Source organism: Chthoniobacter sp. (genome assembly GCF_040003245.1).
Lineage (GTDB): Bacteria > Verrucomicrobiota > Verrucomicrobiia > Chthoniobacterales > Chthoniobacteraceae > Chthoniobacter.
Genome location: NZ_JBDUCX010000011.1, coordinates 1 through 22,989, shown reverse-complemented (window position 1 = coordinate 22,989; position 22,989 = coordinate 1). Strand labels below are relative to the sequence as shown.

Sequence of the window (22,989 nt, the reverse complement as noted above, 5' to 3'; positions counted from 1 at the left end):
ATGCCCTACCGTCCCCATAGCCGCCGCGACTTTCTCAAGACCGCTTCCGCCGCCACGCTGGGTGCCCTCACCGCAGGCGCGCCGCGCCTGTTCGCCGAGCCGGAGGAGAAGATCGTCCCGACGGCCGATTGTGTGATCGTGTTGTGGATGGCCGGGGGCATGGCCCATACCGAGACGTTCGACCCGAAACGCTACGCGCCTTTTGAAAAGGGCATGGAATCGAACGGCGTGCTGTCCACCTTCCCGAGCATCCCGACGGCGGTCGATGGCGTGCGGTTTTCCGAGGGGCTGGAGCAGATGGCGAGCGTCATGGACCGGGGCACGCTCATTCGCACGGCGATGGCGGAGGATCTCGGCTTCATCCTGCACTCGCGGCACCAGTTCACCTGGCACACCGGCTATGTGCCGCCGCAGAGCGTGGCCGCGCCGCATCTCGGCGGTTTCATCGCCAAGGCGCTCGGGCCACGCGATCCGGCAGTGCCGCCTTTCATCAATATAGGCCAGCGCTTCGATCTCGGCGAAGGCGAGGAACTGAAGTCTTTCACCACGGCGGGCTTTCTCGGTAGTGAATTTGGGCCTTTCAATATTCCCTTCCCTCACGATGCGGCCCGCGCGGTCCGCCCGCCGGCTGGCATGACGCCGGGTCGTTTCGAAAACCGCGATCGCTTTTATCGCCGGCTGCTCGACGCCAGCCCGATTGGCACGGTGGGCAGCGAGTATCAACGCGAGTCGTTTCTGCGCTCGATGGACAATGCGCACCGGCTGCTGGCTTCGCCCTCGGCCAAGGCCTTCGACCTCACGCTCGAACCGCCTGCGAGCCTCGCCAGGTATGTGCCCGCGGGCTTCGACCCGGCGAAGATCGATTCCGCGAAACAGAATCGCGATGGCGATTACGAGGCGGCAACCGTCGGGCGTTTCGGTCTCGGCTGCCTGCTGGCCCGACGGCTGGCGGAAGCGGGCGCGCGGTTCATCGAAGTCACCACCGAGTACATTCCTTTCCTCAACTGGGACACGCACGAGAACGGCCACACGCGGCTGGTGAACATGAAGAAGATGATCGACGCGCCGATCGCCCAGCTCATCCGCGACCTGGAAGAGCGCGGGCTGCTCGACCGCACGCTGGTCGTCCTCGCGAGCGAGTTTTCGCGCGACATGATGATCGAGGGCAAGGAAGGCGTGCAGGTGCGCGCCCAAGCCCGGGTGCCCGATCGCATCGACGAGTTGAAATACTACGGCATGCACCGCCATTTCACCGAGGCCGGCTCGGTGCTGCTCTGGGGCGGGGGCATGAAGCGTGGCTATGTCCATGGCGCCACGGCGGACGAGCGCCCCTGCAAGACGGTGCGCGATCCGGTGAGCATCACTGACCTCCACGCGTCCATCTACCGGGCGGTCGGCATCTCCCCGAAGCTCAGCTATACCATCGAGGAGCGCCCCTTTTACGTGACCAAAGATGGCAAGGGCCGCCCCGTCATGCCGCTCTTCGCCCGCGCCTGACGACAAACGTGAATATTAGGCGTCCAGCGGCGCTTGCAATTTCGACTTGACTTGAAGGGGGTAAGCGCCCCCAACATCCATTGTTAGTTAAATCATCTCCAAATACTATGAAGGCTACATTCATCGCATTCAGTTGCATCCTGCTTGGGGCCGTTGCCTGCGCTCCACAGGGCAAGAAACTCTCCGCCACCGGCTCAACGGGCCTCGCACCCGTGGCCTCGGGGCCGACAGCTCCGGCGACCGCGGCGGCAGTGGTTTCGGAAAAGGACAAGGGACAGGTCGTCAATATCTACAAAAATGGCACCCTGACCGTGACGCTCGATTCCGCGCAGAAAGACGGCTACTCGTGGCGTCTCTCGGAGATTCCCGACCCCACGGTGCTCAAGCTGGTCAAGGAGGACTTCATGCCGCCAACTACGGCCGAGGGCCGTGGCCAGGAGAAGTGGGTCTTTGAGACGGTCGGCCCTGGGGATGTGGAGGTGAAGATGTGGTACGGCAACCTGCGTGAGACGCCGGTGGCGGGCAGCAACCCGAACTTCGATTTCATCGCCTCCGTTGCCGACGAAATGAAGGCTCCGGAAAAGAAGGCGGCGAAGACTTCGAAGAAAGCGCCGAAGAAAGCCTGATCGCGAAGGGCTCAGGCGCGCGCATGGCGCGCTGGGTCTTCGCCGAGGGTGAAGCAAAAGGTGGCGCCTTGATCGACGGCGCTCTCCGCCCAGATGCGTCCGCCGTGGCGATGGATGACGCGCTGGACGGTGGCCAGGCCCACGCCCGTGCCGGGAAATTCGCTCTCCGGATGGAGCCGTTGGAACACCCCGAAAAGCCGGTCGGCAAATTGCGGATCAAAGCCCGCGCCGTTGTCGCGCACGTGGTAGATGCATTCGCCATTTCCGCCGATGACGCGGCCAAACTCGATGCGGGCCTCGACGCGCTTCGAGGTGTATTTCCAGGCGTTCGAGAAGAGATTTTGCAGGGCGATGTGGAGCAGACCGGGGTCGCCCTCGGCGGACATCTGGCCCTCGATGAGCAGCTTCACCTGCGTCCGGGGCGAGGAGGCAGAAAGCTCGTCGAAAATCTCCCGGGCGAGCGCGGAGAGATCGACGGTCGTGCGGCGCAGGGGCACCCGCCCAAGACTGGCGAGATTGAGCAAGTCCTCGATGAGCTGGCCCATCCGCTTCGTCGACCCGAGGATGCGGTGGAGGTAGCAGAGCGCCGAGCCCTCGAGCTTGTGGGCGTGCTCGGTGAAGAGCAATTGGCTGAAGCCTTCGATCGAGCGGAGCGGGGTGCGCAGGTCGTGCGACACGGAATAGGAAAAAGACTCCAGGTCCCGGTTGGCCGCCTCGATCTCCACGGTGCGCGCGCGAACCGCCTCGTCGAGACCGGTGTAGAGCATCACATTCTCAATCGCGATCGAGGTACTGTCGGCGAGCGCTTGCAACATGCGCACTTCCTCGTCCGTGGCGAGGTGCGGCGTGGCCCAATAGGTGCCGATGGCGCCAATGGGCGACTCCGTCCGGATGGGAACCATGACGAGGCTTTTCACGAAAGTCGGCCGATAGGCATCGGCGGGAATGCGTGGGTCGGCGTAGATGTCTTCGATCGCGGCAGGCTGACGGTTCAACATTACCCAGCCGCTGATGCACGCACTCATCGGAAAACGACAGCCCTTCCATAATGGGCTGATCGCATCTTCATCGGCGTAGTGGCATTGATCGCCCTCGCGCAAGACAAAGGTCGCGCCATCCGCCCCGGTGAGATCGCGGGCGGCGCGCCGGACAATGGTCATCACCGCCTCCATGTTGCGCGCGAGGGAGAGCTGCTGGATGACGGAAACCAGGCGATCTGCGAGCGGCGAAATAAAGATGCGGTTCTTCTCCACCCGGGGAAGGGGGGCATCCAGCGCGCGGCGAATGACCGGAACGAGCTCGGAGAGCCTGGTCTTGGGCAAATAGTCCGTCGCGCCGGCTGCCTTCCACAAATCGATCTGTGGGCCGTGTCCGTCGCCCGAGACAAAGATGAAGGGGATGCTATGATCGCGTTCGCGCACGAAGCGCAACGCAGCGAGGCCATCAAACCCGGCCACCGCACTGTCGGAAATCACGAGATCGAAAACACTGCCCTCCATGGCGGAGCGAAATTCCTCGCCCGTCCGGGCGTAGAGCACATTGCAGTTCCAATCGGTAGTGGTGAGAGCCCGCTCGATGAGCTCGGCATCGTCGTCATTGTCCTCAAGGTGAAGGATACGCAGGGTTTCGCTCATCGGTTGGGAAGATTTGGGGCCTCTGCTGATGGAGAAAACAGGATAGGGGCGCGCGCCATTTTGGACAAGAGACGTTTGCGTGGCTTTTCTTCAGTGACTGCCCAAATGGGAGAGCAAAGTTTGTGCGCAACGCTCGGCAAAGATGGGGTCGTTGATCGTGGTGTCGACTTCGATCACGGCGATGTCGTGGCGCAGGTGCGCCTTGATGGCGACGAAGAGTGCTTCATCGGCAGCGGGATCGCGGAAAGGCTGACCCTCGGCGCTGATGACGCTGATCGCTTTCTTCGGCAGTAACACGGTAACGGGGCCGCTGGAGAGATTCACTTTTTCCGCCAGGATACGGCCGAGCCGCGCGCACTCTTCCGGCGTGGTCCGCATGAGGGTCACCTGAGGATTGTGGTGGTAGAAAGTGCGGCCTGCAAATTTGGCGGGTACGGATTCCGGGGCGTGGAAATTCACCATATCGAGGCAGCCGGGCACGACAATGGCGGGCACCCCTTGGCGGGCGGCGGCCTCGAGACGGGTGGGACCGGCGCCCAGAAAGCCGCCGACCAGTTCATCGGCCCACTCGGTGGTCGTGATGTCGAGCACACCGGCCACGAGACCGCTTTCGATGAGCGACTCCATGGTGCGCCCGCCGATGCCGGTGGAATGAAAGACGAGGACCTCGTAACCTACCGCCTCGAGAAGCGACTTCGCCTTTTGCACGCAATCGGTGGTGTTGCCAAACATGGAGGCGACGATGATTGGTTTGTCCTGCGCGGCGGGTGGCTGCGCCTCGACCATGCCGCAGATGGCGCCGGCGGCGCGCGTGAAAATTTGCCGCGAGATGCGGTTGAGGCCGGCGACATCCACGATGCTGGGCATCATCGTGATGTCCTTGACGCCCATGTAGTGCGCGGTGTTGCCACTGGCGAGGGTCGAGACCATCAGCTTGGGGAAGCCGATGGGCAGCGCGCGCATCCCGGCGGTGGCGATGGCGGTGCCGCCGCCGCCACCGAGCGAGATGACGCCGTCGATGCGCCCCTCGGCCTGGAGCTTCGAGAGAATGATCGGTGCTGCGAGCGACATCGCGGTTACCGCTTCGCCCCGGTCGTGACGCGCGATGAGCGCCGCGAGGTCGACGCCGGCGAGCGTGGCCACTTCCTCGCGGGTGATGTCGGGTAGGATTTGCGGTGGGCCTTCGGTGCCGAGATCGATGACGAGCGTGCGGTGGCCGCGGGCGCGAATGAGTTCGGCGACGAAGCCGTGCTCGACGCCTTTGGTATCCATGGTTCCGAGAAGGGCGATGGTGGGCATGGGGAGAGGAAGTGCGTGTCCTCGGTGGCAGGGAAAGGCCGGTGGTGGCAAGTGCGAATGTGGCTGAGGTGGATTCCGGCAGGCAACAGGTGGAAGTGGGATAGGAAATCGCTTTCGACAGCGGCGACGTGCTGGCTAAGACTGCGGGGCATGTCTGACGTTTCCCCAGTCCGCCGTTTTGTCCCCGCCGCCGCCGCCGAAATCGAAGCGCTCGAAGGCAAAACCCACCATTGGTATTTCAAGGACGGGCTCGGCGACTCGGAGTCGCTGGTCTTCGTGCGCGCGCGCATCGTGCCCGGCGCGGGACATCCCTTTCACACCCATCCGGAGATGGACGAGATCATCTACGTCCTCGAAGGCTCGATGTCGCAGTGGCTGGAGCGGGAGCACCGCGAGTTACGCCCCGGCGACAGCATCTACATTCCCCGCGGGGCCGTGCATGGCTGCATCAATCGCACGACCGCGGAATGCGAGTTCCTGGCGGTGCTTTCGCCGGCGAAGATCAGCGGGCCGTTTGCCGTGGATGTCTCCTGCGAAGAGCCCTGGCGCTCGCTGGGGGCGATTTAGGGCGCATATCCACGCAAGGAGGGAAGTGCAGGCTATTGCACAGTCCCTACCGCCAGTGGCGGTGGCCCCCGCCGTAGTATCTGCCGCCGCCGATTTCGACTGACACCCCGCCGTACGGATAGCCGTAGGGGTAGGGATAGGCATACGGGTAGCCGCCGTAATAGTAGTCGTTGTACGGGTAGGCGGTAAACGTGCCGTAGGCGCGCACGCGACTGGCCCCCGAGTAGCGGTCGGCGAAGTCGTCGGACGCCGCATAGAGCGCATCCATGACGGGGCGACTGACGTGAGCGGCCTTCAGCTTCTTGACGTCATCGCGATTGAGCACGTAGTCCACGCCCGCGTCGTCGATCTGGCGGAGGATGAAGGTGTCCGACACGCCGCGGCGCGTGAGTTCGATGACATCGCCGGGTGAGAGCACCCGGCCATTCTGCAACTTGCCGACGACGGCGGAAGAGACTCCGCGCTGGCGGATCTGGCCGAGCTCGGCGTCGGTGAAAGTCGCACAGCCGGAGAGGCCGGCAACGAGGAGGAGGGAGGCGAGGATGGGGCGGAGATTCATGAGGCGAGAAAGGACGTTGTCATCGTCGCGCACTTTCGCAAGTGGCGTTGAGCCCTTACGGCTTCTTCAGGGAGGCGAGGTAATCGACCAGATCCACGAGATCCTGCTGGCTGAGGGCCTGGTTCAGGCCGCTGGGCATCATCGAGGTCGGCAGCTTCTCGCGCTTCGCGATTTCCCGTTTGCCGAACTTGTTCGTCGCGCCGCCGGGGAGGGCGAGGACGAGGTCTTCGTTGGTCTCGCTGCGCACGATGCCGATCGCGACCGTGCCATCCTTCGCCTGCAACATCGTCGTCTCGAAGCCCATGGAGATGCTGGCGTTGGGATTGATGATCGCGTCGAAGATAGCCTCCTTGGGCAGCTTCGAGCCGATCTCGCTGAGCGCGGGCGCGAAGTCGACGCCCTTGTCGTTCACGCGATGGCAGGTGACGCACGAACTCTCGGCGCGCTCGAAGAGGGCCTTGCCGTGAGTGGCGTCGCCCTTGAGCCCCACGAGCGTGGCGATGGGCGGGAGCGCCTGGCCGTTGAGCGAGGCGGGTGCGGGAAAGAGCTCGGCAATATCGGCCTTGAGCGACGGATACTGCACGAGGTTCAACGCGGTGGTAGCGACGCCCTTGAGGTCAGCAGGCAACTGGTTGTTGCGCGCGAGTTGGATGATCGCCTGGGCGCCGGTCTGGGTGCGGGCGAGCGCTTGAATGGCGGCGCTGCGGCGCGGGAGCGGGTTTTCGTTCTTCGTCGCAAGGGCGGTGAGCGCATGGATGGTGCGCTGCTCGCTGGAGGTGCCGAGCAAGGTCACCAGCTTGTCGGCCAGCGGATCGGACACGTTGGCGAGGGAAGCGTCCATGATCGCCTGGCCCTGGTCCTTGAGATGAAAGTCGCGCACGATCTCGATGAAGCGCGGGGTGCCACGCGAAGCCGCGAGCGCTTTTTCGAGCGCGGCTTTCACGCCGGGATTGCTGCCGGGATCGAGATTCTTCAACCGGGTGAGCGCCTCGGCGGCAAGGCCGTTGCCGCTGTCGCCGAGACTCGCGAGTTCGATGAGGGCTTGGGTTTTTTCCGGCGCATTCGGCAGGAAGTCGAACGAGCGCATGTAGCGGGGCTTTTCCTCGGCGGTGAGTTTCTGGTCCTCGATGATCTTCGCGAGATAGCCGGCAGCCTTGGCGCTGCGCATGCGCCAGATGATGTCGCGTCCGGCGGGCGTGTTCCAGTGGTCGCCCACTGCGGCGAGCCACGCCTCGAAGTAAGCGTCCTCGTGGCCATTGGCGGCGATGCCGAGCGCCTCGAGATACCAGCGGTCCTGGCCGTCGTGCTGGCGGGCGAGGGCCACCCACATTTTCGTGAAGTCCTTGCCGCCGCGCAGCGAGAGGGCGATCTCGCGCCGGACTTGCGGCGTGTCCTTGAGCAGCGCTTCGAGCAGGGCGTGGTCTTCTTCCAGCGGCTGGGCGTGAAGATTGCCGGTGGTGGCCAGTTCGCGGGTGAGGCGGATGGCGGCGATGCGCACATTCGGATCCCCGTCTTTCAGGCCCATGGTCAGGGCTTTGATCTCGTTGCCGGGGATGTGCGCGAGCGCACTGAGGGCGCGGGCGCGCAAACGCCGGTTGTCATTTTTGGCGAGCTTCAGTAGCTCGGGTTCCGCCGCGGGACCGAAGGCGTGCAGGGTTTGGTAGGCGACATATTGGGTCGCCTTGTTCGGCGACTGCAGCGCGGCGACCGCACCGGCCGGGGTGGAGAAATCGTTCGTGGGGACCTGGGGCTTCGCGCCCTCCAAGGCCACGCGATAGATGCGGCCCATGATGCGGCCCGCCTCGTGATCGGCCATGCCGTGGCCGCCGACGCCCGCGTCGTACCAATCGGCCACATAGAGCGAGCCATCGGGCGCGATGCCCACGTCGGCGGGGCGGTACCAATTGTCCGTCGAAGTGAGGATATCGACCATCGAGGCCTTGTAGCCGGCGCCGTCATTTTCCATGGGATAGGCGCGCACGGTACGGGGGCCGGCGTCGCAGTGGATGAGCTGGTTGGTGAACTGCGGCCCCAGCGCGGTGCCTTCATTGAAGAGGATGCCGGTGGGCGAGCCCGCGCCGGTCTGGAGCAGGTTAGGGATCGTGCCGGGATCGTTCTGGTGCCAGTGCCGGAGCGGGATTTCCTTTTCGATATTGACGCGCGGCGTTTGCCAGGCGGCGCCGGTCATCTCGTCGCTGTAGCCGTAGTTGCCGTACGGCATCACGTAGTTGATGCGCACGCCCTTGTTGCCGTCGTCGTCGTTGTCGCTCTGCCACATCGTGCCGAAGGAATCGACGCAGACCTCGTAGTTGTTGCGGAAGTTCCAGGCGAGGGTCTCGATGTTCTTGAGCTTGCCGTCGACGAGATCGCAGCGGAAGACCATGCCCTGGCGGTAGGGCTTGCCGTCGCTGGTCACGCGATTGCCGGCGACGTCGACGACGAGCGAGCCGTCGGGGTTCTTCAACTCGCGCGCTTCATTGCCCATGTCGAAGTAGAGCTTGCCGTCCGCGCCGAAGCTGAAGGCGTGGATCTGGTGGTCGTGATTCCAGTTGCCGCTGGTGGTGAGGAGAATCTCCGCCTTGTCGGCGTGGTCGGTGCCCTGGGTGTCGGTGAGCAGCCAGACATTCGGCGCGGCGCTGACGATGACTTGCGTGCCTTTCTTGCCGCCGCCCGGGCCGGGGAGCACGCAGATGCCGAGCGGATTGGTGAGGCGCGGGTCCTGGAAGAAGGTCGTCTCCTTGTCGGCGAGGCCGTCGCCGTCGGTGTCCTCGAGGATCACGACGCGATCACCGCCGGTGCGGAGATCGCTGAATTTGCGGTAGTTCACGCACTCGGTGGACCAGATGCGGCCGCGATGATCGATGTCGATATTCGTGGGATTTTGAATCATCGGCTCGGCGGCGAAGAGCGAAGCCTTCAGCCCGGCGGGCGTGGTGAAGGTGGACATATTGGCCTTCGCTTTTTCCAATCCGTAGCGGTCCTGGGGAGCGACGACCGTGTTGGCGGCGATCACTTTTTCGCCGGGGTTTTGGGTGAAGATCTCGAAGACGACGGTCGCACCGCTGGTTTGCCTGGTGCCGCCGTCATCGATGCCGCCGCGGCCCTCGAAACTGACGATATTCGGCGGGAGGTCGAAGCCGACGATCGAGGGCGCGTGCGCGCCGAAGCCAAACAAAACCGGCTGGCCGCCGATCATCATCTGCTGCCCGGCGGGATTCTTGTTCACGCCCAGCGCGTTCCAGCCGACCTTGGAAGACTTTGGCTTCAAGTCCGTGAGGTTGAATTTTTTGCCGTCGGTGGTGAGCAGCGTCGGCTCGGCCCATTCCGCCCAGTCGGCGGAGAAACCGTCGCCGCCATCGGTGACGACGAGATAGAGTTCCTTCGCCCCCTTGAGGTCGACCTTGAAGGTGACCGGTTTGTCGTGGACGAGCGGGGAGGTGAAGATCGGCTTCGCGTCGGCATTCGCGCCGGGCGCGGGAGCCGGTGGGGCGGGAGGGGTCGGGGGCTTGCGGGGCGGCTTGGCATCGAGATTCTGCGTCAGGTCTTCCTCGGTCACCTTGGATTCCACGCCGGTCGAGGGCACTTCGACCTTCGCCGTCCAGAGGATGGCGTTGAGCACGAGCTTGCGCTGGTCGTCGTTGCCCCAGCCCTTGTGATAGTGGCCGCCGGTAAAGCCGAAGCCGCGGCCACCGTCGGGACGCTCAAAGGCCCAGGCGGTGGTCTGCGGTTTGCCGGCGGCAACCTCCGCGCGGACAGTCGGATTGCCTTCGTGCGGGCCGTCCTTGCGGTTCATCGTCGTCTCCGGCGGCACGGCGCTGAGGATGTGGGTGAGCTTGCCTTCCTTCTCATTGAACCGCATGTGGAAGTACCATTCGTCGTTTGTGGCGAAGGGCTTCACGCCGTTGCTGATCGGGTGCTGGGGCAGCGTCTTGTAATCGGCGTCCCAGTGCGGGTTGACGGACCAGTTCGCTTCGAAATAGCCGCCCATCCACTGGAGAATTTCCGGGCCGCCCTTGTCCGCGGGAAATTCCACGGCGTAGTGGAGGCACACCAAACCGCAGCCCCGCTTCATAGCCTTGGCCAGCTGCTCGAGGTGATCGCCCTGGAGCAGGAAATGCCCGCCGCCGCCATCGGCGTAAAAGACGATGGTGTCGGCCTGCGAAAGTTCGTCCTCGTTCGGCCAGTCGGCGTTGAGATGAACCTTGGTGACGACTTCGGGCGCGCCTTGGTAAAGGCACTTGGCGAGGAGCTTCACGCCGGCGTTGTGTTCGTGTTCGCCGGGCCCGTGCGAGGGCTTGCCGGCGAGAAGGAGCACGCAGGGTTTGCCGTCGGGGGTCTTGGCGTGGGCGGTGAAGCCGAGGCCGAGGGTGACAAGGGTGGCGAGGAGGAGACGGGTTTTCATGAGGAACATGGGAGTGAACAGGGAACGATGGCGGGTGCCCGGAGACAAGGCTGCGTCGCCCAGTTTCTTAGCCGCATAGATATGCGACGGGAATCCCGAAAAAATCCAGGCACGATTAGGCACGATTGGGCTGGATTACTCTGGAGGGGAAGGGGGAGGGTAGGTGAATTCGAGGGGTGAAAAGGGGTCGTCATTTAACGCTCCCGGAAATTTTTCCAGCCTTGATTACCTTGATTTGGCTTGATTCGCCTTGAGGCGGCACTGAACCGGCCAGGGACGCGACGGGTCGCCTCGTCAGGAATTCCGGCGATGGGCGATCTACTGCGTTGGTCACTGTCGTGTGCATCCGTTGCGCGTTCTCTCCTTCCCGTTCGGCCCGAAAATACCCCGCCGCCTTCTGGCTCCCGTCTCCTCTCCTATGGAACGCCAGAAGTGTCGCACATCCGGTCAAAAAAGTCAAGTAAAAAGCGCGGTTCAGCCTTTGGCGGCGTGGCTTTCTTCCTCCCCGCATGCGCCTTCCGCTCTCCGATACCCGGGATGGACGCCGGGGGTTATCTTTTGCTGGGCCACGATGCGGGTCAGCAGGTCCTCCAGGAGCGCCCGTTCCTTTTCATTCAAGGCGGCACATAGGTCATCCTGCATGAGCGCGGCCAGCTTACCGATTTTCGCCAAGGTATCGCGGCCTCCCTTGGTCAGGTGCAAAGCGTAGGTGCGCCGGTCGGACGGGCTGGCGCGACGCTCGATGAGCTTCGCTTTGCCGAGTTCATCCAGTAATCCCACGAGACGGCTGGGGAACATGCCGAGCAGGTCGGACAGCGCTTGCTGGGTGATGCCCGCGTGCCTGGCGAGAAGGCTGAGGATGCCAGCGTGATAGGGCCGAAGTCCCAGCGGAGCGATGCGCTCGGCGAAACAGCCGGAGACGTGCGCGCCCACTTGGGAGAGCAGAAAGGGCACGCTGGCGGGTGGAGGCTGGCCGGAGGCTTTGGAGGTAGAGCGGGGCATTGTTTATGGAATGAATCGTTATTGACATGAATGATTCACGCCATAAATTAACCTGACTCGACGGATTTTGAAACAAGAAAGATGACCCATGAACGAAGCACCTCGCGCTCAAGCCCTTCAACCTGACCAGGAAATTGCCCCGGCGGCAGTGCCGGGTTTCCCGCGGCTCGGCTTCCCGATCGGACTGGTCCTCGTCTACTGGACGCTCTTCCTAGTCGTGGACCACCTGGAGAAGCCCTATTTCTACGGGTTCATCTATGGCATGGCCTCGGCGCTGGTCTTCGCCCTGTGTTTTCTCGGGTGGTGGGGATTCAACCGGTCCATCCGGCGGGCCGAGAAGGCGTGGGGATTCGCCCTCATCGTGGCCGGCGCGTGGGTCGCGGCAAAATTCTCCGATCGCTCGATCAACGTGCTCACCTTGTCTTCGGGCGCCTTTCCTCTCGTCGTGACTGTCGTGGTAGCGTGGATGTTTCTCGTCAAAAGGACGCTCCTTTCGTCGCACTGGCTGGGCTTTGCCACTGCGGTGGTGCTGGGCTGGGCTCCCTTTCTCCTCGTGCGATCCGATGGCTTCGATTCCATGTTGCAGTCGCATCTTTCCTGGCGCTGGACGCCCACGGCCGAGCAACGATTCCTCGCGCAAATGCCGGCCAAGGATTCGCCAGCCAGCACTGCGGCACCGGTGGTGGCAGCCGACTCGTCGAGCTGGGCGGCCTTCCGTGGACCGGATCGCGATGGGGTGATCCGGGGCACGAAGGTGGCTACCGATTGGAAAAGCGTGCCGCCGCAGCAACTCTGGAAGCACGCCGTGGGGCCCTCGTGGTCCTCGCTGATTGTGGTCGGCGATCGGCTCTACACGCAGGAGCAGCGCGGAGCGGTGGAGGCGGTGGTTTGCTACGACAGCGCGACGGGTCGCGAGCTGTGGGCGCATGAAGACACCACGCGTTTCGACGAGGCCGTTTCCGGCGCGGGGCCGCGGGCGACGCCGACCTTCGTGGACGGGCGCCTCTACGCGTTTGGAGGCACGGGTATCCTCAATTGCCTTGATGCTCAGACGGGCAAACTGCACTGGTCGCGCGACAGCAAAACCGATTCGCAAGCCAAGCCACCCATGTGGGGAATGTCGAGTTCGCCGCTGGTCGTGGATGGGAATGTGATCGTTTACGCCGGTGGCGAAGCGGGCAAGAGCCTGCTCGCCTGTCGCGCGGATACCGGCGACCTCGTCTGGACCGCTTCGGCCGGCCAGCAGAGCTACAGCTCGCCGCAAATCACCACCATCGCCGGCGTACGCCAGTGCCTGATGTTTCACGATTTCGGGCTGACGTCATTCGATCCAACTACCGGGAAAAAGCTGTGGGAGACGGGCCTCGTGATGAAGGGCGCGCCGCGGTGTGGCCAGCCGCATCTCGTCGGCCCGAATCAACTCGCCGTCGCGGTCCTCGATGGCCCGGGTGTGTCGCTCATCGATGTCGCGAAAGATGGCGACCAATGGAAGATCTCGCCCGTCTGGGCCTCAAAGGATTTGAAGCCCGAGTTTCCCGATTTCGTCGTCCACGACGGAAATGCCTACGGCTTCGACTCGAGCATTTTCTGCTGCCTGAATCTGGCCACCGGAAAACGCACCTGGAAGGACGGCCGCTTTGGCCGCGGGCAGGTGATTCTGCTGGAGGATCAAGCGCTGCTGCTGGTCGTGTCCGAAAGTGGCGAGGTGATTTTGCAAGCAGCCGATGCGCAGGCGCGAAAGGAACTGGGACGTTTTCAGGCCGTGAGCGGGAAGACGTGGAATGGCCCGGTGATTGCGAATGGCCGGCTCTACCTGCGCAACGCGGAGGAGATGGCCTGCTACCAGTTGGAACCGGCGCGGCAGGCGTCGCTGCGGTAGCACAGGACGTCTTGCCGTCACCCCGCTCGAACATTCCTAAAGTGCACGCGTGGGCGATCTCACCTGCGTTCGACGTCATCGGGCCACGGGTGTCGCGTGGCGGGGAGGGCACATCTCGTCGATTGCTTTAATTATTTCACCGCGTTATACAAACTTATACGTATATTTGCGGGGTGCCACGCCCGCGGCATCCCCCTTCATTTCCCTTTACGACCCGCCGATTGACCAACCCTCACGATGTCCCTGGAACCGTCACAGAATGCGTTGAGAGTGGTAAACCAAATTCCCGCCATGGTGGGGCAATGGGATGCCGATCAGCGGTGCGTCTTCGCGAACGAGGCGTATCGGGAATGGTTTGGCCGGAACCCGGAGGAAATGGTGGGGATGCCTCTGCAGGATTTGCTGGGGCCGTTGTATAAATTGAACCTCCCCTACATTCTGGGCGCACTCGCAGGGCAGAAACAACTGTTCGAGCGGCAGATTCCATTGCCGGAGGGTGGGGTGAGGGAGACGATCGCCAGCTACACGCCCAATATCGTGAATGGCATCGTGCGCGGGTTTTCCGTGTTTGTGGCGGATGTAAGTACCCTGCGTGAGCGCGAATCGAGCCTGGAGAATGTACTCCGGGAAAGAGATGAAGCCCTGGCCGAAGTGCGGGTGCTGCGCGGGATGCTATCCATTTGTTCCGGGTGCAAGTCCATTCGCGACCCCGCCGGCGAATGGCGTCCCGTGGAGCAGTATGTCTCGGAGCGGACGGACGCGACCTTCTCCCACGGGATGTGTCCCGCGTGCGCGGCGAAATATTTTCCGGGTGTGGATATTTTCCCGAAGGAATAGCGCTCGCCGACTCGCCAGGAACCGGTATTTCGTGCTGCACTCCGTCATGAGTGAATCACGAAAGCTTCTGGTGCTGGTCGGTAGTCCGCGGCGGGCGGGGAACTCGGCGGCACTCGCAGTGGCGGTGCAGCGCGGGGCGGAGCAAGCGGGCAGCGCGGTGACGGTGCGTTTCATCGATGATTACATCACGAGCTTCCTGCGCGATTGCCGGGCCTGCCGTTTACCGGATGGCGAGTGTGGCATCGCGGACCGCTTTCGTCCGCTGTTCTTCGACGACTTTTTGCCGGCGGAGGGCGTGGTGTTTTGTTCGCCGGTTTATTGGTACGGCTTGTCCGCGCAGGTGAAGGCGTTCTTTGATCGGACGTTTTGTTACTACGCGGCTTCGTATCCCGGCTCGGCGCGTGTGATTGAGCAGATGTCGGGCAAACGCATCGGGTTGGTGATGGCGTCGGAGGAGACGTATCCGGGTGCGTCGCTGGGCATCATTCACCAGATCCAGGAATACTCGCGTTACACGCACTCGGAGTTTGTGGGTGTGGTGCGGGGCATCGGTAACAGCCGCAACGAAGTGACGCGTGATCCGGGCGATCCGATGGTGGCTGCGGAGCAATTGGGGCGAGAGATCTTCGAGCGCCGGTATTCTGATTACCGGCTGGATACGCCGCGCAGCGGGAAGGTGTGGCCGCTGTAGTGTTATCCTTTCTCCCCAAATCCCCATGAGTTTGTTCGATCGCTTTTTCGGTCAGCGGAAGTCTCCCGAACCGCGGCAAAATCCACCGGAACCGCCGCCGGAATTTCCGTATCCCTTGGAAGCGGTGCGCGGCGCCGATGCGATCCAGCAATGGCGTGTCTTGCAGGCTCAATGGCGCACTGAGGGTTGCTCGGCTGTGATGCTGGGGGATGCGAAGGACGTGGGACAGGTCAACGAGAATTATACCTTGAACGAGACGCCGGTGGACAAGGTGTTGCAGAGCGCGCAAACGCTCGACGCGAGCCGCTGGTTCGAGGAGCGCCGGGCGCAGGATGAGGAATACTATTCCGCCATTGACGAGGGAACATGGCCGACGGCAGGCGCCCAGCAGCACAGCCTCGGGGCGCACCTTCAGGTACTTAGCCGCCAGCCGAAGGACATCGTCTATTTCGCCAAGATCCCTACGACGAAATCTTTTGAGATCCCGGGCTTTCTCCGATTTGGCAGTTGGAATGCGACCCCCGAGCCCGAAGAGCATGTCGCGATCCTGCGCCATTGGTCCGAGCAATACGGCCTGGAGATCTATGCACTGACCGGAGACGTGATTGAGTGTGAGATCGCCCGCCCGCCGAGCGATCAAGAATCGGCGACCACGTTGGCGCGCGAGCAATTCGTCTACTGCGCCGATATTGTCGACCAAGGGGTCGGCAGTATTCTTGCGCTGGCCGCCGTGCTCAAGGGTGCGCGGTATTGGTACTTTTGGTGGGATTGAGCCGTATGCGGCCACCCGCCACCGGTTGACAGAGGCGACTATTTCTTCGGTGGCTTCGGGTCGAGGTTGGCGTCGAGGTCTTCGGGGGTGACGTGGGACTCGATGCCGGCGGAGGGGACTTCGACCTTGGAGATCCAGACGAGGGCGTTGAGGACGACTTTGCGGAAGTTGTCGTTGCCCCAGTTGTCGTGGAAATGCGAGCCGGTGAAGCCGAAGCCGCGTCCGCCGTCGGGGCGCTCGACGCACCACATCATGGCCTCGGGGCGGCCGCTGGCGGCCTGGATGTGTGGATACGGGCCTTTCGGCGCGACGTAAGGTCCATTGCGCACTTCATCGCCGGGCTTGGCAACGAGGATGGGGACGAATTTCGTGCCGTCCTTTTCCGTGGCGCCGTCGGCGGTGAAGCCGTCCATGAAGCGCATGTTGAAGTACCATTCGTCCTTGATCTGGAAGGGCTGCACGCCGCGGGTGATGGGGTGCGTGGGGAACTGGGTGAAATTCGGTTCCCACATGGGATTGCACGAATACATGTTTTCGTAATGGCCGCCGATCCAACGGCGGAACTGCGCGCCGGCCTGGTCGGCGACGACTTCCACCCCGTAGTGCAGGGCGCCGATGCCGACGCCATGTTTGGTCCATTCGTCGATCTTCGCGAGACGCGCGCCGCCTTCCTGCACAGTGTCGTGCTTGGCGCCGCCGTCCATGTAGAAGACCACCGCGTCGGCGCCGTCGAAGACGCTTTCATCCTGCGGCCAGCCGTTGCGGACGACCTCGACTTTCAAATCCGGCGCGCCTTGGGCGAGGCACTTCGCGAGCAGCAACATGCCGGCGTTGTACTCGTGCATGCGCGGCGGGTGCGACGGTTTGCCAGCGACGAGGACGAGCTTTTGTTTGCCGTCGGGGGTCTTGGCGGAAGAGGAAAAGGGCGCGAGCCCGAGCGCGAGGGCGAAGAGCGGGAGGAGAGGGTATTTCATGTGGAGAGGGTGTTTTGAACATCCAACGCCCAACATCCAACATCGAACGTCCAATTTCGCAAGCGCGCGAGGTGCACGTTTCTAAAGTAGACGGACGGCGGCGGCGATGGCCTGGCCCAAAGCGGCGTGGCTGGCGGTGTCGAGGTGCAGGCCGTCGATACGGCTGGGGGTGGTGTGGGCCTGGGCGTTGAGGAAGGTGGCACCGAGCTGGGCGGCGAGGGCGCGATAGAGTTCGGGGAAACGCTTGGCCTTCGCTTCCGCGCCGGCGAATTTCTCCGCGAGGTCGGGCAGGTGCGAGAAGGGGCCCGCAGCGGGGGGCGCAACGATGAGCAGCTTGGGCGCGGCATTGCGCGGGCCGGCGGTGCTTTGCAAAATCAGGCGCGCGAGCACGCCGGCGCCGGTGGCGATCTCACCGGTGGGCAAGGAATGCACGATCTTCAGGTCATTCGTCCCGAGCATGAGGACCACGACGTCGACCGGTTGCTGGCTCTCGAGGCACGCGGGAAGATAGGTGCGGCCATTGCGGGCTGGGGCGAAGGGATCTTCGTGGACGGTGGTGCGCCCGTTCTGCCCTTCCTCGATGACGCGCCAATCCGGCCCGAGTTCCGCGGCGAGCACCCCCGTCCAGCGGACCGCGGGCGGGTGCCGCCGGGGGAAAGGTGCGCCGAAAGACGCTTCGGGGTCGTAGCCCCAAGTATTCGAGTCGCCAAAGCAGAGCACGGTTTTCATTTCTGCTACTTTCACGCGAGGCCGATCAGCCATCAAGCCAGCTTCAGCGCGCGGGTGGCGAGAAACATCGGGCAATAGCGGTTGAGCGGCGTGGCGTCGTCCGTCCAGCGATCTTCATAGAGGCCGGTGAGGACAAAGCCTGCCTTGAGTTGTGCGCCGATCTGGTCATCCAGCGAGTGACTGAATTCGGCCGCCATGCCGCTCTTGAGCCAGCGCTCCCGCCCGGCGGGGTCGTGGCTGGTGACATCGGAAAAGGGCAGGGGATATTTCACCACGAGGCGGCCGCTTTGTTCCGCCTCGTAGTGGTCGAAAATGAAGAACAGCGGATTCAGGAACCCGGCGAGCAGGACGCCGCCGGGCCGGAGCACGCGGAAGCATTCCGCCCAGACCGGGCGCACGTCCTCGGCGAAGACATTGGAGACCGGATGAAAGATGAGATCGAAGCTGGCGTCGGCGAGTGCGGCGAGGTCCGCCATGTTGCCACGGAGGCAGGTCATGGGCAGGCCTTCGCGATCGGCGACCAACTGGTCCTTGGCGAGTTGCTCCTCGGAGAGATCGTAGCTGGTGACCCGCGCGCCCGCCGCCGCGAAGGTCGGCGCCTGCTGGCCTCCGCCCGAGGCGAGGCAGAGCACATCGCGACCGCGCAACTCGCCGAACCACGCGCGCGGCACGGGAAGGGTGGGCGTGAGGACGACTTCCCAATCCCCGGCGCGGGCGCGCTCGATGGTCGCGTGGTCCACGGGGATGCACCAGCGGCAACTGCCGGCACGGGATTCACGGTTCCAGTCGGCGCGGCTGCGTTCGAGGATGTCGATGGGTGGCTGCTCGTCGGGGGTGGCCATAAAGAACAGTGCCTACGCTGACCAGCGATCCGAGGCGAGTTTTTGTCCCGCCGCGTGCGTTGAATTGTCGATTGACGCGATATTCGGCGGGGCGTTATATGCGCTGATATATAACGTATGCCGAGCTTGCGCATTCTCTTCCTCGCCGTTGGTGCGGCCGCGCTTTTCACGCTGCGTTCCGAGGCGGACTCGCTCTCGGTGAGCATCAATCCGTCCCAGGACGCCTTCGTCTCGGCCACCAACTCCAGCGTCAACTACGGGAAAGCCGGTGCGCTTTCCGTGTCCAATGGGCCGCAGGGCGAATTCGATTCCCTCCTGCAATTCGATCTTTCGTCCGTTAAATCCCGCTTTGATCTGGCGTTCGGAGTGGGTGGGTGGACGGTGCAATCGATCACTTTGCAACTGACGGCGAGCACGCCAAACAATGTGATCTTCAACAGCAACAATGGCCACAATATCGGTGGGGATTTTTCACTCACGTGGCTGCAGGACGATGCCTGGACCGAAGGCGCTGGCACGCCCAAGCCGCCGCTGGTCACGACGGGACTGAGCTATTCCACCCTGCCGGGCCTGCGCACGTCGGGAGTGGACGAAAGCCTCGGCACATTCACGGCCCCGACCTCGGATACCAGCTCGACGGTTTATACGCTGGCGTTGACCGGTTCCTTCACGTCTGACGTGAGCGGAGGGAATCTCGTGAGCCTGCTCGCTTTGCCGGTCTCCTCGAATGTTGCTTACACCACCAACTCCAAGGACTTCACGAACGGCTCGGCTTCCAGTTTTCCGCAACTTACCGTGACGGCGCAAAGCGTGCCGGAACCAGCGCCGGCCAGCCTGCTCGCGGGCGGTATCTTGTTGGGACTCTTGCAAAGACGCCGTCATGCGCGCGCGACGTGACGGCTTCACGCTTATCGAACTGTTGGTCGTCATCACCATCATCGCGGTGTTGACTGGACTGATCTTTGGGATGCTGGGCCCGGTGAATGGATTGCGCGACCAGGTCAACAGCGCTTCGCGCCTGCGTCAATGGGGCGTGGCGCTCGGTGCTTATGTCGCGGACAACAGCGGCGACTTGCCGCGCCGCGGCCAGGGGGTGCAGCCGGTAGGACAAATCAATCGGCCGGAAGATTGGTTCAACGCCCTGCCGCCCTATCTCGGACAGCCGGGCTATGGCGCGCTCGTCGCTGGCGGACGGCGGCCAAGGGCGGGAGATAACTCCATTTTCGTGCGCCCGGGAGCGAAGGACCCGGGTACCACGGCTTTCCTGAGTTATGGCATGAACATGAATCTGTCACCGTGGAACCTCGCCTCGCCGACGAAGATCAGCCAGATCGAACGTCCGGCGCTTACCGTCTTCCTTGCGGAAGCGCCCGGCCAGTATTCGAGCACTTATCCGTCCGCTCAGCCCTATGGCTGTGTCGCGCCCTATCGCCAGCAGGGGAATATCCTATTTCTCGATGGCCATGTTACCGCGTTCTCGGCCAGCTATCTCGGCGTTGGCCAGGGGGACCCGCAGCGCGACGACGTCCGCTGGCTCACGGGGACGGCGAGTGATGCACAGGCCAGCAAGTATTAGCGGAGGGACGCAATATCAAACATCCAACACCCAACATCCAATGCCTGACAATCGACGCGCCTTTCTCATTCAAGCTCTGGTGGTAGTCGCGACGCTTGCGTCTGGGATGGGGGTGTGGTCGGAAGACCGCCGGCCGATTCGTGTGGCGGTGATCGGCGGGATGACGATGACGGGAATGTGGGACAAGCTCGTCGCGCAATTTGAGGCAGATACGGGCTGGAAGACGCAGTTGGTCATTACGGGACCGAAAGATGTGATTTCCGAGCCGTTCAAGCGTGGAGAGATCGATGTGCTGACCATGCACAGCGCGGACAAGACGACCGATCTCGTGGCGGATGGTTACGGCGTCAATTTGCGCCCGTGGGCGCGTAATGAGCATACGATCGTCGGACCGGCGAGCGATCCGGCCGGCATCCGGGGGATGAAAGATGGGGCGGCGGCGCTGAAGAAAATCGCGGAGGCGCACGCGCCGTTTGTGGACTTTTACGGGCCGGGCAGTCGCGAACTCACGCACAAGCTTTGGCAGCGCGCGGGGCTGAAACCGGAAGGTGATTGGGTGCTGAAAGATGAGAGCAATACGCCGCAGGAGATCGTCGCCTTTGCGGAGAAGAAACAGGCGTATGTGGTGGTCGGGCGCATCCCCGTGACGAATGGCAAGATGGCGCTTGGCAAGATGGAAGTGCTGGTGCAAGGCGATCCCGAGATGCGCCGGCCGTACGTCGTGATCGAGGCAAATCCGCAGAAGTTTCCGCAGGGGAACGCGGCGGGTGCGCGGGCGCTCGCGGATTGGCTGGCGGGTGATGCGGGCCAGAAATTCGTGCTCGATTACGGGAAGAAGGAAACCGGTGGGATTCCGCTCTTCTATCCGATCCGCGTGCCGGGCGAAGATCCCGCCAACTAAGCACGCAACAGCTTGCGCAGCCGCTGCCACGATGGCCGTGCGGCTTTTTCCGTTGCGGAGGCCATGGCTTGGTATTCGGCCAGCACCTTGCGTCCCAAGGCGGTTACTTGGGTGCCGCCACCTTGCTTCCCACCGCGCGCCAGCTCGACGAGCGGCTGGGCGAATTGCGCATTCATCGTGCGCGTCAACGCGAGGGCCTTCACATACGACATTTTCATTTCCGAAGCCGTGCGATTGAGGCTGCCGGTGCCGAGCAGAGATTCCAGCAACTGGGCCTTGCCGGGGCCGAACGCAATCTGCTCCTCGTTCATGATGCGGACGCGGACTTTCAAGGTATGCGGAGCCATGCGGTGTGTGGCGAGCATACTGGCTGCCGCCGAGGGCATCAATCTTTCACGGCGACGGTGACGTCTCCGTAATACAGCGTGCGCGAGGTCACGCCGGACGGCTGGTTTTTCCAGCCCCATTTGTAGATGCCGAGTTTGAGGTAGGCCTTCTCGTCACCGGCGTAGGCATTAGGCTCATGGACCGCATCGAGGACGAGCGCGTCGTTCTTGTAAACCTGGGTGATGGCTTGCGCGCCGGTGGCGTCGGGCGAATAGTGCAGGCGCCACTTCACCCAATGGCCGCGATCGGCCTCGGCGTTGTCCAGTGGATGTTTGGTGGTCTTGATCTGCTCCTTCGGACCGCCGCGGAGTTCGACCTGATAGGTGTTCCCGCGCAAGGCGAGCATGAAGGGCGGGCTGCCCGTGCGCATTCCGTGATGGATCTGGGTGATGCCCTCGGTCTGTTGCCCATCGAATTGAAAATCGACCGGAATGAAGGTGCTCCACTCGACGAGGTAGTCTTTCCCCGGCGCGAACAGAAACAGCCGGCTGAAGGACAGTTCGCTGCGGGGCGAGCCATTTGCGACCTTCGAATAATCATCGGTCTGTTGCATCGATACGCGAAGGCACTTCGTCGCCAGGTTCCCCGGCGCATCGACGGTGAGGGAATCCGGCGTGGGCTTTTGCTGGACGATCGTCGGGTCAATGGTGGTGTCAAACTTCGCCGCGTAGACCAGGTGGTACCCGGGGGCTGCGGTCGCGGCGTCCTTATCCTGACCAAACGACGCAGAGGCCACGGTCAGAAGCAGGCAAAGAAATCGGGGAGGAATCTTCATGCGGGACAAAGTACAAGGCCGGACTTGCAGAACAAGCGTGTCGCCAATTCCAGTCCTTCGCGTTTATTCTGATGGACTTATGTCCTCCCGCTTCCTCCCGTCTTTTCTGATTTGTGCCGCAGTAGCGTTGGCCGCCGCAGCGCACCTTCATGCCCAGGCTCCGGCGATTCCGCAGCAAAAGGAATCGGATCCCAACTTGCCGCCAAAGGGTGGCAGCTGGAGTTTGCGCGAGGCGACGGTGACGGATGCGAGCCTGCCGCGGGTATTGCTGATCGGGGATTCGATCACGAACAGTTACCTGGAGCCGGTGCGCAAGGCGTTGGCCGGGAAAGCGAACATCGATGCGTGGATCACGCCGACGACGCAGGCGGACAAGTCGCTGCCGAAGACGATCGCCGCGATTCTCGGCTGGCAGAAGTATGCGGTCGTCCATTTCAATCTCGGGCTGCATGGCTGGCAGGCGGGGCGCATTCCGGAGGGGCAATACGAGCCGCTCACGCGGCAGTTCGTGCAAAATCTGCGCGCGGGCGCACCGCAGGCCACGCTCATCTGGGCGACGATCACGCCGGTGACGGTGAAGGGCGAACCCGAAAAACTGAACCCGGACATTCAGCCGACGATCGAGGAGCACAATCGCCTGGCCCTCACGGTGATGAAATCCGAAGGGGTGGAGATCGACGACCTCGCGGGGCTGATGGCGAAGAATCTGCCGCTGGCGGCAGGCGACATGTTCCACTGGAAAGCGCCGGGCGTGGCGTTGCTCACCGAGTCGGTGATGAAATCGATCGCCAGTGCGCTGGCGAAGCCGCAGGCCAAATAACGGTCAAGAATTCGTCCGGGTTCGTAGCGCGCAAGGTGTGTGGGCCTGCCGCTCGTTGACGAAAAGTTCTACTATCGCCCTCAAAAAATGCCTTGAGGGCGATGGTAATAATGGAGTTTGAAACCTGGCAAGCGAAAACCTGTCGCGAGGCCGGCCCTCCATCTATGAAATGCCCGTCCGCGGGCGAGCCGTCGCCGCCGTCGCCGGTGGCTCCGAAATA

The 22,989-nt window shown here is 63.0% G+C and carries 21 protein-coding genes; 11 read left to right on the top strand and 10 right to left on the bottom strand.

Annotation, left to right across the window (positions count from 1 at the left end):
* Positions 1–1,497: a DUF1501 domain-containing protein gene (locus ABJF10_RS02690; RefSeq protein WP_348542974.1), complete on the top strand. Its 1,497-nt coding sequence runs from the start codon at positions 1–3 to the stop codon at positions 1,495–1,497.
* A gap of 107 nt (positions 1,498–1,604) precedes the next feature.
* The gene (locus ABJF10_RS02685; RefSeq protein WP_348542973.1) at positions 1,605–2,123 is read left to right on the top strand and encodes a protease inhibitor I42 family protein; all 519 of its coding nucleotides are present in this window, start codon (positions 1,605–1,607) and stop codon (positions 2,121–2,123) included.
* 11 nt (positions 2,124–2,134) lie between these two features.
* Here the strand turns inward: ABJF10_RS02685 and ABJF10_RS02680 are convergent, their stop codons facing one another.
* Together ABJF10_RS02680 and ABJF10_RS02675 are read right to left on the bottom strand one after the other, a co-directional pair.
* Positions 2,135–3,757 carry an ATP-binding protein gene (locus ABJF10_RS02680; RefSeq protein ID WP_348542972.1) on the bottom strand — a complete coding sequence of 541 codons (1,623 nt, stop codon included), beginning with the start codon at positions 3,755–3,757 and terminating at the stop codon, positions 2,135–2,137.
* 90 nt (positions 3,758–3,847) lie between these two features.
* Positions 3,848–5,056, bottom strand: coding sequence for a Tm-1-like ATP-binding domain-containing protein (locus tag ABJF10_RS02675; RefSeq protein WP_348542971.1), 1,209 nt, complete (start codon positions 5,054–5,056; stop codon positions 3,848–3,850).
* Between the two features lie 150 nt (positions 5,057–5,206).
* Here ABJF10_RS02675 and ABJF10_RS02670 point away from each other — a divergent pair, with 150 nt between their 5' ends.
* Complete coding sequence (locus ABJF10_RS02670; RefSeq protein ID WP_348542970.1) at positions 5,207–5,623, top strand: cupin domain-containing protein; 417 nt, start codon at positions 5,207–5,209, stop codon at positions 5,621–5,623.
* A gap of 46 nt (positions 5,624–5,669) precedes the next feature.
* On the opposite strand, the gene ABJF10_RS02665 is transcribed toward ABJF10_RS02670, so the two are convergent.
* From ABJF10_RS02665 to ABJF10_RS02655, 3 genes are all read right to left on the bottom strand, one after another.
* Positions 5,670–6,182: a hypothetical protein gene (locus tag ABJF10_RS02665; protein WP_348542969.1), complete on the bottom strand. Its 513-nt coding sequence runs from the start codon at positions 6,180–6,182 to the stop codon at positions 5,670–5,672.
* Between the two features lie 55 nt (positions 6,183–6,237).
* Positions 6,238–10,584, bottom strand: coding sequence for a PVC-type heme-binding CxxCH protein (locus ABJF10_RS02660; RefSeq protein WP_348542968.1), 4,347 nt, complete (start codon positions 10,582–10,584; stop codon positions 6,238–6,240).
* Between the two features lie 474 nt (positions 10,585–11,058).
* Positions 11,059–11,586, bottom strand: coding sequence for a MarR family winged helix-turn-helix transcriptional regulator (locus ABJF10_RS02655; RefSeq protein ID WP_348542967.1), 528 nt, complete (start codon positions 11,584–11,586; stop codon positions 11,059–11,061).
* Positions 11,587–11,674: 88 nt separating this feature from the next.
* On the opposite strand from ABJF10_RS02655, the gene ABJF10_RS02650 reads away from it, so the two are divergent.
* The 4 genes from ABJF10_RS02650 (at position 11,675) to ABJF10_RS02635 (ending at position 15,765) form a co-directional block, all read left to right on the top strand.
* On the top strand, positions 11,675–13,465 hold the full coding sequence (locus ABJF10_RS02650) for a PQQ-binding-like beta-propeller repeat protein (protein WP_348542966.1): 1,791 nt from the start codon (positions 11,675–11,677) through the stop codon (positions 13,463–13,465).
* A 237-nt stretch (positions 13,466–13,702) separates the two neighbouring features.
* On the top strand, positions 13,703–14,302 hold the full coding sequence (locus ABJF10_RS02645; RefSeq protein ID WP_348542965.1) for a PAS domain-containing protein: 600 nt from the start codon (positions 13,703–13,705) through the stop codon (positions 14,300–14,302).
* Between the two features lie 46 nt (positions 14,303–14,348).
* Positions 14,349–14,993 (top strand): flavodoxin family protein, encoded by a 645-nt coding sequence (locus ABJF10_RS02640; RefSeq protein ID WP_348542964.1) that lies wholly within the window; start codon positions 14,349–14,351, stop codon positions 14,991–14,993.
* Between the two features lie 25 nt (positions 14,994–15,018).
* Complete coding sequence (locus ABJF10_RS02635; RefSeq protein WP_348542963.1) at positions 15,019–15,765, top strand: DUF4253 domain-containing protein; 747 nt, start codon at positions 15,019–15,021, stop codon at positions 15,763–15,765.
* Between the two features lie 38 nt (positions 15,766–15,803).
* Here ABJF10_RS02635 and ABJF10_RS02630 read toward each other — a convergent pair whose 3' ends face one another.
* The 3 genes from ABJF10_RS02630 to ABJF10_RS02620 form a co-directional block, all read right to left on the bottom strand.
* The gene (locus ABJF10_RS02630) at positions 15,804–16,739 is read right to left on the bottom strand and encodes a ThuA domain-containing protein (protein WP_348542962.1); all 936 of its coding nucleotides are present in this window, start codon (positions 16,737–16,739) and stop codon (positions 15,804–15,806) included.
* An 81-nt stretch (positions 16,740–16,820) separates the two neighbouring features.
* Positions 16,821–17,468 carry an SGNH/GDSL hydrolase family protein gene (locus ABJF10_RS02625; protein WP_348542961.1) on the bottom strand — a complete coding sequence of 216 codons (648 nt, stop codon included), beginning with the start codon at positions 17,466–17,468 and terminating at the stop codon, positions 16,821–16,823.
* A gap of 32 nt (positions 17,469–17,500) precedes the next feature.
* The gene (locus tag ABJF10_RS02620; protein WP_348542960.1) at positions 17,501–18,310 is read right to left on the bottom strand and encodes a methyltransferase domain-containing protein; all 810 of its coding nucleotides are present in this window, start codon (positions 18,308–18,310) and stop codon (positions 17,501–17,503) included.
* Positions 18,311–18,427: 117 nt separating this feature from the next.
* On the opposite strand from ABJF10_RS02620, the gene ABJF10_RS02615 reads away from it, so the two are divergent.
* From ABJF10_RS02615 to ABJF10_RS02605, 3 genes are read left to right on the top strand one after another with little or no spacing between them, the layout of a single operon-like run.
* Positions 18,428–19,207 (top strand): hypothetical protein, encoded by a 780-nt coding sequence (locus tag ABJF10_RS02615; RefSeq protein WP_348542959.1) that lies wholly within the window; start codon positions 18,428–18,430, stop codon positions 19,205–19,207.
* On the top strand, positions 19,191–19,886 hold the full coding sequence (locus ABJF10_RS02610) for a type II secretion system protein (RefSeq protein WP_348542958.1): 696 nt from the start codon (positions 19,191–19,193) through the stop codon (positions 19,884–19,886). The genes ABJF10_RS02615 and ABJF10_RS02610 overlap by 17 nt, the downstream gene beginning before the upstream one ends.
* A 40-nt stretch (positions 19,887–19,926) precedes the next feature.
* Positions 19,927–20,787: a substrate-binding domain-containing protein gene (locus tag ABJF10_RS02605; protein WP_348542957.1), complete on the top strand. Its 861-nt coding sequence runs from the start codon at positions 19,927–19,929 to the stop codon at positions 20,785–20,787.
* Here ABJF10_RS02605 and ABJF10_RS02600 read toward each other — a convergent pair.
* Entirely contained in the window at positions 20,784–21,134 is a 351-nt protein-coding gene (locus tag ABJF10_RS02600; RefSeq protein WP_348542956.1) for a LysR family transcriptional regulator, read from the bottom strand. The two genes, ABJF10_RS02605 and ABJF10_RS02600, sit on opposite strands and share 4 nt — an antisense overlap.
* 38 nt (positions 21,135–21,172) lie before the next feature.
* Positions 21,173–21,949 carry a heparin lyase I family protein gene (locus ABJF10_RS02595; protein WP_348542955.1) on the bottom strand — a complete coding sequence of 259 codons (777 nt, stop codon included), beginning with the start codon at positions 21,947–21,949 and terminating at the stop codon, positions 21,173–21,175.
* Between the two features lie 79 nt (positions 21,950–22,028).
* Here ABJF10_RS02595 and ABJF10_RS02590 point away from each other — a divergent pair, with 79 nt between their 5' ends.
* Entirely contained in the window at positions 22,029–22,769 is a 741-nt protein-coding gene (locus ABJF10_RS02590; RefSeq protein ID WP_348542954.1) for an SGNH/GDSL hydrolase family protein, read from the top strand.
* The last annotated feature ends 220 nt before the right edge of the window (positions 22,770–22,989 follow it).